Below are 17,442 nucleotides of genomic sequence, written 5' to 3' on the forward strand. Positions count from 1 at the left end.
TGGCTAAGGAGTAGTCGGGTCAGAAAAGGAATTCTCTGACGGGGCAAGACTGATTCCCAATGATTGCGCCTTTGAAGTCACCCGTAAAGCAAGAACAGAACCACAGGTTGCAGGCTGGGAACCACGCCGCAGATTCACTTCCTGCTATACTTATCGATGGTATATCTGTCATTGTGATCGTAGACGGCGTGATACCTATGGTCATTTGTCAAGACATCGACTCGCACTTCTACGCGACCAGCTAAATGCGACTTGAGCTCTTCCTCCTCAAAACCTGATGACTGATAGCCGTTCTTTATTCGTATTCCTGTTATTGTGCCAGATACGGACATATCGAACATGAAGCAGATCGCCTCGATGATATCCTCGTTGAACTCAGAAGAATTGACATCGAAGCCCACACCGAAGTATACCCTAATAATATTGTCATCCCAGTCATAGTCCAACTCCCTAAATGTCCCCTGCGCGGATTCAAGTAACGCTATATCGGCAGCGTCACAAGTTGGACATCTAATCTCAATCAACTGTTGTGGCAAAGAGCGGTCGTCACCAAAATAGAATGCCTTTATACCAGTCGAAAGCTTGTCCTCAATCCTCCACAACAATACATCAAACACTGAAATATTCTGGGTCATCAACTCCCTTACCTCAGCACTCGGATCTCCAAACGCTGGTGAAGTAAAAACAACAATCAACAGGCACAGTGCGGCAATAATCGTCTTATTTCTCGTCGACATCGAAATCACCTCGGAACACTAAGCCATCAAGTCAACCGATACACCATATTGACCCTCGCCCCCTCCGTCTTGATCAACCCCTCATCCTTCAACTTGGTCAACTGGGGCGTGATCTTGGCGGGGTCATAGCCGACAGCTTGGGCAATCTCAGCCTTCTTGCTCTTCGGGTTCTTCTTGAGAAAGCCCAGAATCGCGTCTCTGAGGTCTTCGACCTCTTGCTTGGTCAGACGACCACTGGACGACCTACGAGCCATAGGACGCTTCACAGGCATCGCATCGACGAACTTGGTTTTGTAAAGCACATCGAGCCAACCCTCTTCGTTGGCAATGTCCACCATCTTCCCGATGGTATGTCCCTTGGCAGCCAGATCGATGATGCGGTCTTTGTAGATCTCATTCTGGACATCAGCTTCGGACATTCCAGTCTTTTCCATCAGGAAGTTGAGCATTTGTTGCTGGGGGTCAGTTATCTTCTTGGCAGGCATAGCGTATAGCTCCTTGAATGAGGAAGACTCACTCGGAACACTAATCATGAACCGTATTGAGTAGTCGTCACGCTGATGGATCTCCCCGCTTCTTCTCGTCGGCTACTTGTTTGATTTTTTTCATTCTACTTTCTCGCGTGTGCCGTGCAACATACCACTCGTCGATTAGATTTTCTATCAAACCGATTAGTAGGTCTGCCTCATCTGGATCTACATCAATAATATAACTAATATCTTTCTCCATGTGCGCCCCAATGTTTCCTATTCTTCTTACTGAATCAATAGCCTCCCAGACTATAGGATCAATCAGTTCTTCTAATGCTTTGACCTCGGCGGCGAGATTGTCTTTTCTCACATTCCAAAAATCTCTAATCATCCCCTGCAAGCATCGTCTCGATAGTGTCGCCGATGCCTTTGGCGATTTGTCCTTTATCAAACATGCTTCTCTATAATCGTCTCTTATTGGTTTCGGCACATATTCTGGGAATACCCTTGCGTTTGATTCGGGCACAAGTTGCCATTTTTCGACGAGCTTGAACTTATCTTCCCCACTGATGCCGAAATTCTGTTCGCGACTGACCTTTATTTGAAATCTTCTACAATTCTGGTTTGGACACACAATCGCAACTACGACTATTCTCTGCATGCCATATATGTTATTCATGTCGAAATTAGAAACGCTGCGCTCAAAATTATGCTCTCCAATCGTTGCGTCTCTACCACAAAAAGGACATGTCCAAGGAAAAATCACGGTCTACCCCCTGAAAGAAACTTCTTAGCATAGATTGGTAAATAGATCCAATCAGTCAATCCGATCCCTTCTGGCAATGACACGCTTACACCTGCGGCACCGAATATCGGAATGCCGTTGCTTCTAAGTCGTCCTCACCAATCTCCCAGGGTCGGATTTCACGATCCTGCCCACCAACCCCAACCAGCTGCCCGTCTACCTTTTGGATCTCGATCCCATAGACGATGTAGAGAGCATTGTTAGGGAAGACATTTCGCTGGTGGGCAACCTCTCCCGCGGTGAGTTGGACTTGCGAGTCGCCACCCTTCGTTCCCTTCACCTCGACATAGAGAATTTCACCATCTCTCTCGCAGTGGAGGTCATAGGGCTTGCCCACTCGCGTGACTGACCAGCCTTGAGACTCGTAGAAGGCGACGGCTGCGTCTTCCGCGTATACCTCGATCGCCTTCCTCTCCTCTAATGACTGGATATACCCTTGTCCAGATTCCCCACTTGGACTCGTCGCTTCACCCGAATCGCCTTCTACGACTCGCAATCCCCCAGCCTCACGGGCGAGATAGAATCGAATCAAATCGCGGGGGTTGCCTTTGGCGTCTTTCCCCCGCGAGATCTCCCAACCGTCGCAGACCATCGACCCTTCGAAGGTGAAAGGAGCGTTCTTCGCGCCTTTGACGAACAGAAGAAGTTCGTTCCCATCCTCGATGTGGTCACGGATCCTCTTGTTTCCCCGCGTGAACTCTTGGTTACCCTCTTGCCCCTCGCCACTAAAGACGAAATGGTCCCCCTCCCAGCCATCGTGGTAGCCGTAGGACTCTCCGCTTGGACCCGAGAACAGAAACACCCACGGACCCTTTCTGGATGGCGAGATCCCACTTTGCCGCGGTCCACCGAAACGGTCTTGAATATCTGCCCGCTTGTATCGGTGACCAGCAACGAGATCTCCAATCCTCAGCAACTCCGCACGCACTTCGATTCCGTGCTGGGCGTATATCTGGACCAACTGCTCAGCCGAGAGTTGCCTGATTCCCTCGTCTGGCTCTGGAATACGCCCGTGAACTTGGGAATAGGCGGCAGACAAAATCGCGCGCGGGGGGAATCGTAGATCGCCATAGTAGCCGAAGTGAACAGTGGCTGGCTTGTAGGGATGGTATCTCTTGAGGAAGGCGTCCTCACCGAGGTTCGCGTACTCGCTGAGAGCGTCTAAGACAGCTTGCAGGGGAAGGTCTGATAGCTGTTGAAGCAATCTCGTCATTGCGGATCCCTACCTAGTGCCGACGGCTCTCGAAATGGTGCGTGATGTAGTCTAATACCTTCTTGCCCTCCAACTTGTCCGTTGCTGGATTGGTACGGATGTAGAAGTCCTTGCCATCCAGAAAACAAGGCTCTGGCGAACGAAGGCATTCGACCCAGAGAATCATCACCGAATCCACACCCACGAGCTTGTAGTCTATGTAATCGTAAAACTGCTCTCCTATACGTTCCTTGACACGGTTCTTGATGTGCAGGAGTAGGCGATCTTGGCTCTTGGCGAAGACATCTATGTCCCGCTGTAGACCAACGACTTTTCCAGCATCTGAAACTCCAACAAGAAGAACTCCACCGTCAGAGTTCAAGAAGGCAACTAGCGTCTTCAAAACCATCTGCTCGATATACGATTCCTTAGTTTGTTTGCGTACATCAATGCAGTAGGTCTCCTTGAACTCTGTCGTTTTCGATTCACCCATGCGTATTCGCGCCCGCACCATATCTGCGTGAGATAGGGCTCCGACCGCATCCAGCATTGCATCTAGACGACCTAACTTCTCCTCCGAGCTGGTTGGATTTAGCGACAACTCCGACTCCAACCTGTCCAACTCTGTTTTCAATTCAAACAACTTCCTGCGGATAGCAACGATTGAGTCCTGCACCTCTTTGCTCGGCACCGCGATCTCGGCGTGGACTATTGAGGACTTGTTTCTCTTTGGGATGAACGAGGTAGACAACACCGAATCCAATACTAGGCGCCCGAGCGGTGACGAAAAATACGACACCAAGTACTCGGCACGCACATCTGAGCCCAACACGACTTGAAAATAGTTGTGTGGCTTTATCTTTAGGTCATCGATAGAAGCGACGACGCCCGAGGTACCGATTTTCGGGATATAGATACAGTTATCGATATCTTGAAACTGGCTCTCTCCAGTAACTACATTGATCGCCTCTGCAATATCACCCAGTACAATCGTCTTGTAGCTCTTGAACTGTGTTTCGAGCGCGTCGATCTGGCGTGCCACGTGAAACTGATCAAATCCCTCAAACTCTTTGAGATCTACCAACAACCCCCTAGACATCTCCCGTGAGTCAGTGGAGCTCAAAAAGTAATCCGCTAAATCCGTACTATCTTGACCCGCGTCCAACTCACCAACAAAAACGACATCGGACTTACGTCGCGAAAAACAGATCAATAACGGGCGAATACTAGTAGCTGGGGCAAATATATTCTCAGGCAAACGAATAATCGCTCGTACATCGAAGCCTCTGCCTGCTAGCTCCTCTCTAAAGCGCCGAGATTTTTCATACCAGACGAAGTTCGGCTCAAGAATGAAAAATCCGAGTCCCGCATCACTCAAATGCTCAACTGCTTGCTCGACATATAGCCAGTTCTCTAGAACACTGAATGACTCATCGGTCTGGCGCGATGTGAGGGTTCGTGATCGTAATCCAATCGGCAGATCACCGAGTACGAGATCGTATTTAGCTTCGATAGGTATCTGGGATAAAGTGGAGACGGTGCTCAATCTCTTGTCGGTCGAAAAGCACCCGAAGCATTTATGCTCCGAGACATCTAGAATCAGCGTTTTTTCTATCGCCTCAGAGGTGTCCGCAATCCTCCCGAGGAAACTACAAACGGCTTCGCGCTCCTTATCACCATGTGAAGATCGCGCACTGCTCATACCATTCCCTCTTTCAATCACAGCGGTCGGGCGGCAACAGTTCCTTAGGCAGAAGTCCCCCCATGCCGCGCCTGCCGATAGACATCCTCCAGCAGCGCCCCAATGATCACAGCACGCATATCCGCGTTGGACATGAAGTCGCTGACGATTTTCTCGTTCCGACCTCGACGCGTGACGAACGCTTTCATCACCTCAGGCTCAAACACCTCTTTGAACTGCTCCTTGGTGTTTGCCCGTGCTTGGCTCGCAAGCGTCTCATCCGCAACCATGTCACCAGAAATCTGATCGAGGAACAATCGGTCTTCTGGTGTCCAGTCGGTGCCAAATCGTTCGTTGATGATCTCGATGATCTCCGATAGCGCGGTGAATTTGTCGCGAACAACTCCAGTCCCCACATCAGTCGCAGGACGGACAGTCTCCGTCTCCCCCTGAGTCAAAGCAGCACTACCTTCGAAGGTCTTCTCATTGCGGTAGCTGTTTAGCTCAACCTCATCTTGGAGATCCAGAGGCGGCGTTCCGTCCTGACGAGGCAACTTCTTGTCCAGATACCGCGCATAGGCGTAGAGCTTTTCCAACTCCACATCCTGCCAGTCGATTATCTGGCTGAGGAATCCATAGAACCGCACGAAGCTCTTGAGCAGGCTCTTGAACTCCTCGCCTTCGTCCGTGTAGACCTCGTCACCAGCAGGGGCAGTTGGATCGCGAAATTCCTGCTTGAATCTCTCAACCGCTGGATCAATCCACTTGTTCAGCAGCCCGTGATCCTGCTTCTTCTGATCCCTATGCCGCTTGAAATAGACCCTCGCAAACTCATCGATTTCCTGCGCCCGCAGCACTGGACTCTGCCTTAGCTTCCGCTCAAGCTCGTAGACATGGTTGTGGTCAGTCGGTTCTTCAATCTCGGTCTGCTCGAAGTATGGCTTGAAAGCCTCGCGAATCTCTGGCGCTTCATTGGCGAAATCCAAGATGAAAGTATCTGTCTTCCCCTTCATCGTCCGATTTAGACGAGATAGGGTCTGGACAGCTTTCAGCCCCGTTAGCGGCTTGTCCACGAACATCGTGTGGAGCAAGGGCTGGTCGAAGCCTGTCTGGTATTTTTCAGCCACGATCAGGATGTGGAACTCAGGCGAGGCGAACCTGCTGGGTAGTTCCTTCTCGCTCATGCTGTTCATGCTGACTTCGGTGTAGCTGGTGTCGGGCATATCGGAATCGTCCACAGTCCCCGAAAAAGCCACCAGCGTTTTGAGATCAGTGTAGCCCTGCTCTGTGATGTATTTGTCGAACGCCTGCTTGTAGCGAACCGCATGAAGTCGAGAGCGCGTGACGACCATTGCTTTCGCTCGACCACCAATCTTCTTGCTGGTGGTCTTGCGGAAATGCTCGACCATGATCTCGGTTTTTTGGGCAATGCTGTGGGGATGAAGGCTCATAAAACGGGCGATAGCCTTTTTCGCCTTCTTCTCATCGACCTCAGGGTCTTCCTCGATCGCCTTCGACAGCTTGTAGTAGGTCTTGTAGGTCGTGTAGAACTTGAGGACATCGAGGATGAAGCCTTCCTCGATTGCCTGCCGCATGGAATACAGGTGGAAGGGATAGGGCTTGCCGTCTGCCCCCATCACACCGAACAGTTCAAGCGTCTTTGCTTTCGGTGTTGCCGTGAAGGCGTAGAAGCTGAGGTTTGGCTGACGACCTCGACTCTTGGCTTCCTGTAGGATGAGATCTTCCATGTCCATCGGCTCAGGCTCCTGTGCTTGGAGCTTTTCTGCCTCAGCCAATAGTTCTTCCTCAGAAACGCCCTGAGCGCCCCCCAAAACGCCGCGAAGATTGCCCGCACTCCTACCACTCTGACTGCTGTGCGCCTCGTCTACGATCACGGCAAAACGCTTCTCAGACAGATCCTTCACCTTGCCCATCAGGAAGGAGAACTTCTGGAGGGTCGTGATGATGATCTTCGTTCCCTTGTTCAGTTCATCCGCCAGATCGGAGGAATGCTTGTCCTCGTCGATCTTCGCAACGACCCCTTCCTTGTGATCCATGCTGTAGATGTTGTCTTGGAGTTGCTTATCGAGATTCCGACGATCAGACACCACGACCACAGTGCTGTAGATGGGCTGGTCTTGGTCGTCGTGAAGGCTGGCAAGTTGGTGGGCAGTCCACGAAATCGTGTTCGTCTTTCCTGACCCAGCACTGTGCTGGATGAGGTAGTTGCTACCCACCCCACTCGCTCTGGTTGCTGCCAGCATCTTGCGGGTCGCGACAAGCTGGTGATAGCGAGGAAAGATCAGCTTTTCCTTCTTGGTCTTTTTGCCCGTCGCGGGATCTCTGTTCTCTTCTACTTGGACGTGGATGAAGCGGTGGATGATGTCCAACCAAGAGTCCCGTTCCCAGACCTGCTCCCACAAATAGCCTGTCTTGTAGCCAGTGGCATAGCTGTGTTGGTCTGGGTTCCCCTTGCCCCCATTGCAGCCAGTGTTGAAGGGTAGGAAGAAGGAGCTTTTTCCCAACAGGCGGGTCGCCATATAGACTTCATCGGTGTCTACCGCAAAGTGAACCAACGCACGCTTCTTGTATTGGATCAGCTTAGTTTTCTCGGTCGGCACGCGATCCTTCTTATATTGATTGATCGCATGGAACACCGTCTGCCCCGTCATCGCATTCTTCAACTCAACCGTAGCGATGGGCAGTCCGTTCAGGGACAGCAGCATGTCGATGGAGTTCTTGCTGTCGGGGTCGTAGTAGACCTGCCGCATCACCGTGAGGCGATTCTTGGCGTAGAGAGCTTCCGTCTCAGGATTCAGGGAAGTCGGTGGGCGGAAGTAGGCGAGCCTGATCAGTTGCCCTCGGTCTTTTACCCCATTGCGGACGACATCCAGCAAGCCCCGCTTGTCGCACTCGCTGGCGATGCGCTTGACCACCGCTTCTTCAACACTTGCTCCGTAGCTGGCAGAGAGCTTCGTCCAAGTCTCTTCCTGCGTGTCTTTGATGAACTCAAGCAGGGTGGACTTGTCCAGACCGAGTTCAGCGTCGAACTGATCGTTCGTAGCTGTGGTGTAGCCCGAATGTTCGATGAGCCACGCCTCGATGGCGGATTCAAACGCTCGCTCTGAGGTGATCTTGCTTGTATCGCTCACGGGAAGTGGCTTCCTTCCTCAGCAACCGTGTCTATGACTCGCCTTCAAGACCCTCGTTCCAGATGATCTCGCACAGTCTTCGGTAGAGCGACTGCCGCTCTTCTATGTCCACCTTTTTGAAATCGGAGTGCGGTCGGAACGGCAAGCCGTAATCCTCGCACATCTTTTTGAACGACGGGTTGTTCTCGTAAGCGACCTCGCACAGAGACTGAACGAGCAGGTTGCGCTTCACATAGTGCTTGAGTTTCTGCTTGTAGGGTTTTGAGCCAAAGGACTGATTGACACCCCTTGGGAGCAGAACGAGATCACCGAGTCGATCGCGCCACTCCTTGAACTCTGCTTCGTGGCTAAACTCGTCTTTGTGCTCAGCAAACTTATCCGCCCAGATGTGTTCAACTTCGAACGGTTTAGCCTTATTGGTCGGGTAGTAGGTCGCGAAAGACTTGTTCTCCCCCGACTGCTGCTCGATAAACGCGGTTATCCGTGCAAGTAGAAATCGGACAAACCGCTTGTTCTGTCCGTGCAAGCGGAAGCTATCAACCGCGTCGAACCGCTCTTCCATTTCGACGAGTTTTCCGACGAGGATTGCTCGTAGTTCGTCGAGTCCTTTGCCTCGGATCTCTTTGACGAGGGTATACATCGTATACCTGATGGAACTCGAAGCGAATCGACGGAAGTTCACCGAGCGACGAACCGCAAAAGTCTCGATGTAGCGAGCCACCAGATTCAGCTTCGCCTTCACCGTGGCATCGTCATCATCAAGCCGCAAAGGGGCAATAAGTAGCGGATAGCTCAAGGACGAGGCGATCCCCCACTTGTGGATGTAGAAGATATGCTCCAGTCCTTCGGTGAGGTGCTGTTCAGCCTCAAGGATCAGGAGGTATGCCCTCAGATAGAACGCGAACCTTTTCCCAATCAACTCTTCGAAGTCTTCCGAGGATTCCCCATTCAATCCCATCAGCGGTAGACTGTCGCGAAACCAACTATGGAAACGGGTGCCGATCTTCTCAAAATCCTCGTTCTTTGAACCCGCTTTGGTTGCTCGAATCGTCTCGGCATACTGACCCCTGAGCCACGCCTGAAAGAACCGCTGATCTTCGTCTTTTTCATAGGACTGGAGTTTCTGGACTGCTTCTCGCCAAGATCCGTTTGCCCGCTCTCGCTTCTTGGGATCGTCGAAGCGGGACAAGATGTAGCCTTTGAGCATCTCGGTTGGAGTCAGGTTCAAGCCACGATCGTTCATCGTCTCGAAGATCGTGTAGGCGTTGTCGTCCGAATACGCGATGATCTCGACAAGCACGACATTGTGTCTCAGCCAATCCAGAAAATGCGGGAGAACATCGCCTTTGATCTCGTCAGGAAATGACTGGACGATGTCCTGATAGCGAGACGCCATATTGACCACTGATGCATCATCGTGGTCGTTCGCAGAATACTCCCCAGAACCAAAAAGAGCTTCGAGGCAAGGAATCCGCTCATCGACCTGCAAGTTGAAGCTCTTCTCACCGTATTTCTCAGAGAAAATCATCGGCTCGATGTTCTCTTTTTGCTCTGATTCTTTCTGTAGGTTATTGAGATAAATCAGAAGTAGCGTGATCGAGGTTAGACGCTGCTGTCCATCAATGATGCTTCGGGATCCGTTCTTCTCACTGACGACAAACGGTCCGAGGTAGTAGTTGTTGTAGCCCTGAACCGCTTTCCTCGGATCGCCCTCTGAGTATTCAGACCAGAAGGCAGATGTCAGATCCGTGACAAGCTGCTCGATGTGCTTCGTCCCCCAGTTGTATTCACGCTGAAAGTAGTCAACGGAATACTTCCGCTCGTTGAGGACATCATGGATCGTCCGATCGTGAGCTTCGATCTTGTATTCGACCTTCGTTGCCATTGCTTCCCCTCAAGCTCTCGACTGGATCACAAACACCATTCTAGACAGCTTCACGAACATCGATCTTCCCAGTGACAGCTGCGGAGATTAGGGCGGTGCGGCGTTCCCGCAGCAGCAAAATAGCGCGATTTGACCTTTCAATCAGGTCATTGAGGCGCGTAGCTTCGCGCTTGATTGCACCAGCTATCTTTTTCTGCTCATCTAGGGGCGGTAAGTATATTCGAAGCTTATTCAACTTCTCTGGCTCAATCCTCCACTGACTGGGGCGGATACCGTTTGAAATGCTACGATAAACGCCCGTCATGTGCTTAGCGCGAAGCATGTGATGGATAAAGTCGTCCGATCCTACATGAGTCGGAACAAACACCATGTAATCGGGGCTTGTTATCCCGCGATAGGACGACACCCCTAACGACCCTTGCCACGCTTTCATTTTATTTACAACTAAATCTCCAACCTCGACTAGCTGATAGGATGTGACATCTTCTGGTGTCTTATTCGCGTTATCGTCGCGCTCCGACTTGACGACAACCCCGTGATCTCGATAAACGGACAGGACTTGGAGATCGGGATAATCCTGCCGCTTTGCGAATCGATAGAGCCAACGGAACTTTGATTCAACCCAATGCTCAGGCACCTCCCCCAGCCACTCAACCCCACTATCCTTCATCCGCACATCAGGATTCAGCCCCTTGGTCACGGCATGGGAAATCACTGCCTGCCGCTTTTCCTCAAGCAGTTTGATCAACTGCTCCTGCTTGTCGATCAGGGTGTCGATCTTGGCGGTCTCGCGGTCGAGGAAGTTGGCGATGGTGGTTTGTTCGCCGAGGCTGGGGAGAGGCACCAAGAAGTTTTTCAACGCATAAGTGCCAAGTCCATACCGCGTCAGACCATTAGCACGGGTAGAGAACTCGCTTCGGGCATACTTTGAGTCCATCACTCGTTTTAGGAACGCGCCGACGATCTCACGCTTTGGACGAAGAAGAGCCAAGTGATAGCCACAAACTACATCGGGGAGAGTTTCAGGGACATAGGCGGGAACGGCGATATCGTTTCGATCCTCTGAGTCTTTCGTGATGATCGTGACGCCTCTTTTCAGCCTGAACTTATGGATCTGCTCTTTCGAAGCAGTCGCTCTCATGAAGTCGATATCCAGCGTGATTTCGTCGTTATAGTAGACATCTGTGTAGTTGCAGAGCGAAATAGGCTCTTCGTCATCATGTGATTTTTTGTCCACATTGCTTGGCTGAACATCAGCAAGAAACTTGAGCTTCTTGAAGAACCAATCGGACGGAAGTTCTTCCAGACAGAGTTGGTCAACTTGCCTCTGGATTGGATAGGAAGGGTAGCTCATCCCTTCACCTCGCCAAGCAACCGCATGATCTCCGCACTCACCTCAGCCAGATCCGCATCAATCTCCTCAAGCGACCTTGGCGGCACATACTTGTAGAAGTGACGATTAAACGGGATCTCATAGCCGACTTTGGTCTTGTCGTGATCGATCCAAGCATCGGGCACATGCGGGATCACTTCCCGCTGGAAGTATTCCTCGATGTCTTCCTTCAACGGGATGTTCTCGTTGTCGCGGAGATCTGTGTCGGGTTCGGGATTGCCCTTCTTGTCAGCACAGATCTCAGCCTCATCGTCCCGCTCACTGAGGGCATTCCAGATCACTTTCAGAAGGGGAGTCTTGACCTCCACCCCAGCACTCTTGAACGCCTTTTTGAGAGCCTTCAAAAACTCATCACGGCTCTTGTAGACCTTGCCAGCATCCAGCGATCCAAGCGCCTCGATGATCTCAGCCTGAGCTTTCTCCTTGAGCTTGGCGAATGCCTTCGTCTGCCTCAGCACTTCGATCCGCTCTGGACTCGTCTGGAAGTTTAGCTTGAGCGGTCGCTCCACCGTGATCCTGTTGAACCCGAAATCCGCGTTGTCGAAAATCTTCGACTTCTCGTTCTCTTCAAACTCCCCAAACAGCCTCGTGATCTCAGCGATCTGATCGTCGGAGAGATACTTCCTCTTGCTGCCCAAACTCTTTCTCATCGGGCTGTGGAACGCAGTGCCATCGATCAACTGGATCTTGCCCTTGCGCTGGTGGGTCTTCTGGTTGGTGATGATCCAGATGTAGGTCGCGATGCCCGTGTTGTAGAACATGTCGGTCGGCAGAGCCACGATTGCCTCAAGCCAGTCGTTCTCGATGATCCACCTGCGAATCTCAGACTCGCCACTTCCAGCACTTCCCGTGAACAGAGGTGAGCCGTTCAACACCACAGCCAGACGCGAGGTGCTTCCGTCTCGATTGAACTTCGAGATCATGTGTTGGACGAAAAGCAGGGAGCCATCGCTGACCCTTGGAAGACCAGCCCCAAACCGACCTTTGTAGCCTTGGCTCTGGTGTTCGTCCGTGATGAAGTCTTGGACTTTCTTCCACTCAACCCCAAAAGGCGGATTGGAGAGCATGTAGTCGAACCGCTCGTTCGGCACTCCATCCTGAGTGAAGCTATTTCCAGCATGGATATTTCTGGCTTCCTGCCCCTTGATCATCATATCGCTCTTGCAAGTTGCGTATGACTCATCGTTGAGCTCTTGCCCGAAAGCGACCAGCTTTGCGTCTGGATTGAGTTCTCTCAGATAGTCCTCAGCGACAGACAGCATTCCTCCCGTGCCGCACGCAGGGTCATAGAGTTTTCGAATGATCCCCTTCTTGGTCAGCACATCCGCGTCCTCAAGGAACAACAGGTTGACCATCAGGCGGATGACTTCGCGTGGCGTGAAATGCTCACCAGCAGTCTCGTTGGACTGCTCAGAAAACCTGCGGATTAGTTCTTCGAAGATGTAGCCCATCTGGATATTGGACACTCTATCGGGGTGGAGATCCGCCTGCGCGAACCGCTGAACCACCATGTAGAGCAGGTTGTCCTTGTCCAGACGGGTGATCTGGTCGGCAAACTTGAAGCGGTCGATGAAAATCTCGCGGGCATCGTCCGAGAAGCAGTTGATCAGATTTTGGAGATTCGCGGCGATGTTCTCGGGGTCGTCGAGGAGCTTTTCGAAGGTGAACTTGCTGGTGTTGTGGAAGCTGTGCCCCGACGCCATGTTCAGCATCGTCTCCCGCATGGTGTCGTCCACATTCTTGGGGAGTTCCTTGAGTTGCTTGAGAACGGCATCCTTGGTCGGGGCGAGAACGCAGTCGAGGCGGCGAAGGACGGTGAAGGGCAGCACGACCCTCCCGTATTCAGACTGCTTGTAGTTGCCTCGGAGGATCTCAGCGATTGACCAGATGAAGCTGACGATTTGGCTGTGATTGGTCATTGGCGTCCTCGAAAGAAGATGGAACTAATGCGCTTATTGGCAGCAACTTATAACGCTGCCCGCTCCCCCATGGAGATTTTGGATTGTATCGCAGGAGGTTTTTTTTGGGAAGGAGCTTTGCGGGAGGGTTTATAGGCGGATAAGCACAGGATGTAGCCAGGATCTTCTGCTGCTTTGGTTTGCTCTACTTTGCTCCGAAAAGTATCCCAGAGGTATACCAGCGCACATACAAAAAAGAACAACGGCTCAGCAAATCCGCCAAGCCGTTGTCCTGTCGCGATTTAGGTGGTACGCCCAGGAGGATTCGAACCCCCAACCTCCTGATCCGTAGTCAGGTGCTCTATCCAGTTGAGCTATGGGCGCACCGTATTGCGTTGTATCTGGCGGAGAGGGAGGGATTCGAACCCTCGGTGAGTTTAACCCCACACACGCTTAGCAGGCGTGCGCCTTCAGCCACTCGGCCACCTCTCCAGAGATCTTGGCGGAGGGCGGGGGACTCGAACCCCCAAGGGCTCTCACCCGGCGGTTTTCAAGACCGCTGCCTTACCAGTTAGGCTAGCCCTCCGGGATGTTCCCCGGGCCTTGCCTGACCCGCCCAGCCGGGAAGATCACTATCCTAGGGCCGATTGAAGCACGGCGAGAAACGCCCGTCCTCTCACGGCGAACCGGCACGATACTACTTGCCCTTGAGTCTGTCAAGGAGCCCACCCAACCCTTTCTTGACCTCCTCCTCCACCTTGTCCTGCACCGCGTCGGACTTCATCAGCGCCGCCGGATCGAGGTTCAGGGCCACGGTGGGCCGGGTGGTCTCGCCGGTGAGCGAGAAGTCGAGTCCGATGCGGCCCTCCTCATCGCGCAGCGCGTCGGCCAGGAAGCTCATGTCCCCCAGATCGGGGGTGTAGCCCGCCGGCAGGCGCACGTTGAGCGCCATGTCCAGGGTCCCGTCGAGGCCGATCCAGCCGGCGCCGGTCCAGTCGGTGTCATGGCCGTCCACGCGCAGGCCCTCCACCAGCACCTTGCCGTCGCGGACCCGGAATTGCTGCCGGGCGGCGCTGTAGGTCACCCGCAGCAGGTCCTGGCGCTTGCCGAGGTACTTGGCGACCTCCGCCAGCGACTCGCGCAGATCGATGCGGCCGTCGGTGCCCGAGAGGACGCCTTCCAGGTCGAGCGAGCCGCGGATGGCCTCGGGATCGGCCAGGTCGCACGACCCCTTGGCCGTGGCGCCCAGGGCGCCGGTCCAGATGTCGGCCAGGAACGGCGAGTAGGGACGCAGGATGGCCTCGGCCGGGGCATCCTGGATCTTCACGTCCCAGGCCGCCCGGCCGCCGGGATCGGCGGCATAGTCCACCCGGGCCTGGCCGCTGAGGCGGCCGGTGCCGAGGTGCGCCGAGAGCCGGGGCACGTCGATGACCTTCCGGCGCAGGGTCCCCTTCAGTTCGACCTGGGTGTAGGGCGTCTTCAGGAAGCGCAGGGTCGCGACGGTGGCGGCGAGATCGACCTTCAGGTCCTCGGGGATCAGCTCGCCGGGGGCCACCTGGCCAGGCTCGTCGGCCCAGGCGGCGCGCACCAGCGCGAAGCCGGCCCGTGCCTGCTGCTGGGCGGCCTGGGCCTGCTGGGCCAGGGCCGCCAGGGCGTCGAGGTCGATCAGGGGCAGGCTCAGCGTGGCCTGGATGGCCTGATCTTCGCCCGCCGGCACCAGTTCCGCCGCTGCGTCGCCGCGCAGCCCGGGGTGTTCGATCTTGGTGGCCTCGAGGCGGGTGACGGCGCCGGCGCGGTGCAGATCCGCGGTCAGCGTCAGGCCGCCGATCACCAGCGGCGGTCCCAGCTGCGGCGCAGTCACGGTCACCGGACCGCTCCTGGCGGTCAGCGTCGCCTTGCCGCCCAGACCCTTGCCGGCCCAGGCTTGCTGCCAGGCCACGGGATCGGCCAGGTCGGGCGGCCGGGGCAGATCGATGGCGGCGCTCAGGTTCACGGTGCCGGTCACCTCGGGAGGCGCCGGCGCGTCCGCCGGTGCCGGCGGCAGCCACGGCTCGAACAGCGCCGGCAACCGCGCCAGATCGACCTCGCCCTCGAGGTTGGCCTGGAACGGACCGCTGGCCGGCGGCGGGGTGAAGCGGCTGGAGCCGGCGAGATGGACGGCCTCGCCGCCGCTGATGACGAGCTGGTCGAGCACGACCTGCGCGGGCGAGCCGGTCCCGTGGGCGGTGGCCTGCCAGTCGGGCAGGGACAGTTCGTCCACGGTGAATTCGAGCGTGGTGGCCGTGGCCGGCAGGACCAGCCTGGCCACCAGGCGGAGGTCGGTCAGCGGCGGCAGCGGCGTCTCGCCGAACCCGGCCAGCTCCAGGGTCGCGACCCGGGATTCCAGGCCCAGCGCCACCGGACCCGCCATCGCGTCGGCCGGCAGGTCGGCGCCGCCCAGGCGCTGCAGACGCGTGAAGAACACCCCCAGTTCGGGCGCCGTGAGGCCCTGGTCCCAGCCGCGGACCGTGACCCCGCGGCCGGTCCCGGCCTCGCGCCAAACCATCTCGCCGTCCTGGATCTCCACCGCGGCCAGCGCCAGGCTGAACGCGGGCACCGCGGCCGGTGCTGGCGGACCACCGCCGGCGCTGTCACCGTCTTCCGCCGGCGGCGCCTCCAGCGGCGCGGTCAGCAGGTCGACGCGGGGCTTGATCAGGCGCACCTCGCCGAATTCGAGCTGCTTGCGCAGCAGCGGCCAGAGCCCCAGATCCACCTCCAGGCGCTCCAGCGACATCTCCGCCGTCTGCAGGGGGCCGGGATCCTGCCCCGCCCCGCGCAGGCCGTCGCCCGACACGGCCAGGGTGCTCGCCCCCAGGACCAGGCGCAGCCGCGGCAGCACGCGCAGTGTGAGCGCTCCCAGCGAAACCTCGCCGCCCGTGGCGGTCCGCAGCTGGTCCTCGGCCAGCGAGCGCAGCTTCTCCCGGGGCACCAGCAGCGGCAGCGCGATCACCGCCACCACCAGCAACGCCACCAGGCCGCCCAGGATTCCCAGCACCACCCGTCCACGTCGCCGTACCATCAGTCGCCTCCTCGCGGTTGGCCGAAATCCTCGCCGGTCGCGGCCAGCAAGCGGCCGCTGCCCAGAACCCGTTCGCCTTCGTACAGTGTCAATCCCTGGCCCGGCGCCGCGCCATAGACGGGCTCGGCCAGGTCCACGTCCATCCGGTCGCCCCGACGTCGCCAGCCCGCCACCGCCACGCCGCCGTGCCGGTGTCGCACCCGGGCGATCCAGGGCCCCGGGCGGTCGGGCGGGCCTTCGTCGGGCAGTCCGGCCACCGCGGCCGAGAAACGGTCGCAGCGCAGCTGCCGCACCGCCAGCTGCTGGTGCGTGCCCACCACCAGACGGTTCGCCGCGGGATCGAGGGCCAGCACGTAGAGCGGCTCGCGGAACGCCACGCCCAGGCCACGGCGCTGCCCCACGGTGTAGTGGATCAGCCCGCGATGCCGACCGAGCACCGTGCCGTCCACGTCGACGATATCCCCGGGCCGCCCCGCCGTGCCCCCGGCGAAGAGGAAGCCTCGATCACCCTCGGGCACGAAGCAGATCTCCTGGCTCTCGGCCTTCTCGGCCACGGGCAGCCCCAGCGCGCGCGCGGCGGCGCGCACCTCCTGCTTCGTCGACCACCCCAGCGGCAACACCACGCGCGGCCAGATGTCCCGCGCCACCTGCGACAGGAAGTACGACTGGTCCTTCTCCGCATCGACCCCGCGCAGCAACTCGACCGTGCCGTCACCGACCCGGTGCAGCCGCGCGTAGTGGCCCGTGGCCACCCGGACACAGCCGAGCTGGTCGGCCAGGCGCACGAGTTCGGGAAAGCGCACGCTGCTGTTGCAGGCCAGGCAGGGGTTGGGCGTGCGCGCGGCCGCGTACTCGGCCACGAAGGGCTCGATCACTCGTTCCTGGAAGAAATCGGCCACGTCGTGCACCCAGTGGCGGGCGCCGAAGCGGTCGGCCAGGCGCCGCGCGTCCTCGATGGCGTCGAGCGAGCAACACGCCTTCTCGCCAGGATCCTTGTCCTCGGCATAGCAGAAATTCTTGAAGGTGACCGCGAGCACGTCGCAGCCGAGTTCGCGCAGCACCGCCAGGCTGAGGGCGCTGTCGACCCCGCCCGAGAGCGCGAGCAGCACGGTGGCGCCGGGCTCCAGGGCCCGGCGCAACTCGTCGTGGATGGGCAACGGAAAACTCATGC

General features: G+C 56.3%; 11 protein-coding genes and 3 tRNA genes. All 14 read right to left on the reverse strand.

Annotation, left to right across the window (positions count from 1 at the left end; genetic code table 11):
• Nucleotides 1–134: 134 nt before the first annotated feature.
• The 14 genes from IFSED24_RS06935 to mnmA all read right to left on the reverse strand — a co-directional run bounded on the left by IFSED24_RS06935 (nucleotide 135) and on the right by mnmA (nucleotide 17,440).
• A complete protein-coding gene (locus IFSED24_RS06935; protein WP_491334488.1) occupies nucleotides 135–737 on the reverse strand; it encodes a hypothetical protein in 603 nt (200 codons plus the stop codon).
• A 26-nt stretch (nucleotides 738–763) separates the two neighbouring features.
• Nucleotides 764–1,222, reverse strand: a complete 459-nt coding sequence (locus IFSED24_RS06940; RefSeq protein WP_491334489.1) for a winged helix-turn-helix domain-containing protein — start codon at nucleotides 1,220–1,222, stop codon at nucleotides 764–766.
• A gap of 67 nt (nucleotides 1,223–1,289) precedes the next feature.
• On the reverse strand, nucleotides 1,290–1,868 hold the full coding sequence (locus IFSED24_RS06945) for a DUF4145 domain-containing protein (RefSeq protein ID WP_491334490.1): 579 nt from the start codon (nucleotides 1,866–1,868) through the stop codon (nucleotides 1,290–1,292).
• 190 nt (nucleotides 1,869–2,058) lie between these two features.
• Nucleotides 2,059–3,225 carry an SRA domain-containing endonuclease gene (locus tag IFSED24_RS06950; protein ID WP_491334491.1) on the reverse strand — a complete coding sequence of 389 codons (1,167 nt, stop codon included), beginning with the start codon at nucleotides 3,223–3,225 and terminating at the stop codon, nucleotides 2,059–2,061.
• 13 nt (nucleotides 3,226–3,238) lie between these two features.
• Nucleotides 3,239–4,906: an ATP-binding protein gene (locus IFSED24_RS06955; RefSeq protein ID WP_491334492.1), complete on the reverse strand. Its 1,668-nt coding sequence runs from the start codon at nucleotides 4,904–4,906 to the stop codon at nucleotides 3,239–3,241.
• Between the two features lie 44 nt (nucleotides 4,907–4,950).
• Nucleotides 4,951–8,037: a type I restriction endonuclease subunit R gene (locus IFSED24_RS06960; protein WP_491334493.1), complete on the reverse strand. Its 3,087-nt coding sequence runs from the start codon at nucleotides 8,035–8,037 to the stop codon at nucleotides 4,951–4,953.
• 31 nt (nucleotides 8,038–8,068) lie between these two features.
• Complete coding sequence (locus tag IFSED24_RS06965) at nucleotides 8,069–9,922, reverse strand: DUF262 domain-containing protein (RefSeq protein WP_491334494.1); 1,854 nt, start codon at nucleotides 9,920–9,922, stop codon at nucleotides 8,069–8,071.
• Nucleotides 9,923–9,962: 40 nt separating this feature from the next.
• The gene (locus IFSED24_RS06970; protein ID WP_491334495.1) at nucleotides 9,963–11,276 is read right to left on the reverse strand and encodes a restriction endonuclease subunit S; all 1,314 of its coding nucleotides are present in this window, start codon (nucleotides 11,274–11,276) and stop codon (nucleotides 9,963–9,965) included.
• Complete coding sequence (locus tag IFSED24_RS06975) at nucleotides 11,273–13,234, reverse strand: type I restriction-modification system subunit M (protein ID WP_491334496.1); 1,962 nt, start codon at nucleotides 13,232–13,234, stop codon at nucleotides 11,273–11,275. Before IFSED24_RS06975 ends, IFSED24_RS06970 begins: the two co-directional genes overlap by 4 nt.
• A 286-nt stretch (nucleotides 13,235–13,520) precedes the next feature.
• Nucleotides 13,521–13,597 (reverse strand) — tRNA-Arg (locus IFSED24_RS06980).
• 18 nt (nucleotides 13,598–13,615) lie between these two features.
• Nucleotides 13,616–13,705, reverse strand: a tRNA-Ser gene (locus IFSED24_RS06985).
• Nucleotides 13,706–13,713: 8 nt separating this feature from the next.
• A tRNA-Ser gene (locus tag IFSED24_RS06990) sits at nucleotides 13,714–13,799 on the reverse strand.
• 111 nt (nucleotides 13,800–13,910) lie between these two features.
• Complete coding sequence (locus IFSED24_RS06995) at nucleotides 13,911–16,271, reverse strand: AsmA family protein (protein WP_491334497.1); 2,361 nt, start codon at nucleotides 16,269–16,271, stop codon at nucleotides 13,911–13,913.
• Complete coding sequence (gene mnmA, locus IFSED24_RS07000; protein WP_491334498.1) at nucleotides 16,271–17,440, reverse strand: tRNA 2-thiouridine(34) synthase MnmA; 1,170 nt, start codon at nucleotides 17,438–17,440, stop codon at nucleotides 16,271–16,273. The genes IFSED24_RS06995 and mnmA overlap by 1 nt, the downstream gene beginning before the upstream one ends.
• Nucleotides 17,441–17,442 lie beyond the last annotated feature (2 nt).

The organism is Candidatus Latescibacter sp. IFSED24, from assembly GCF_058273205.1.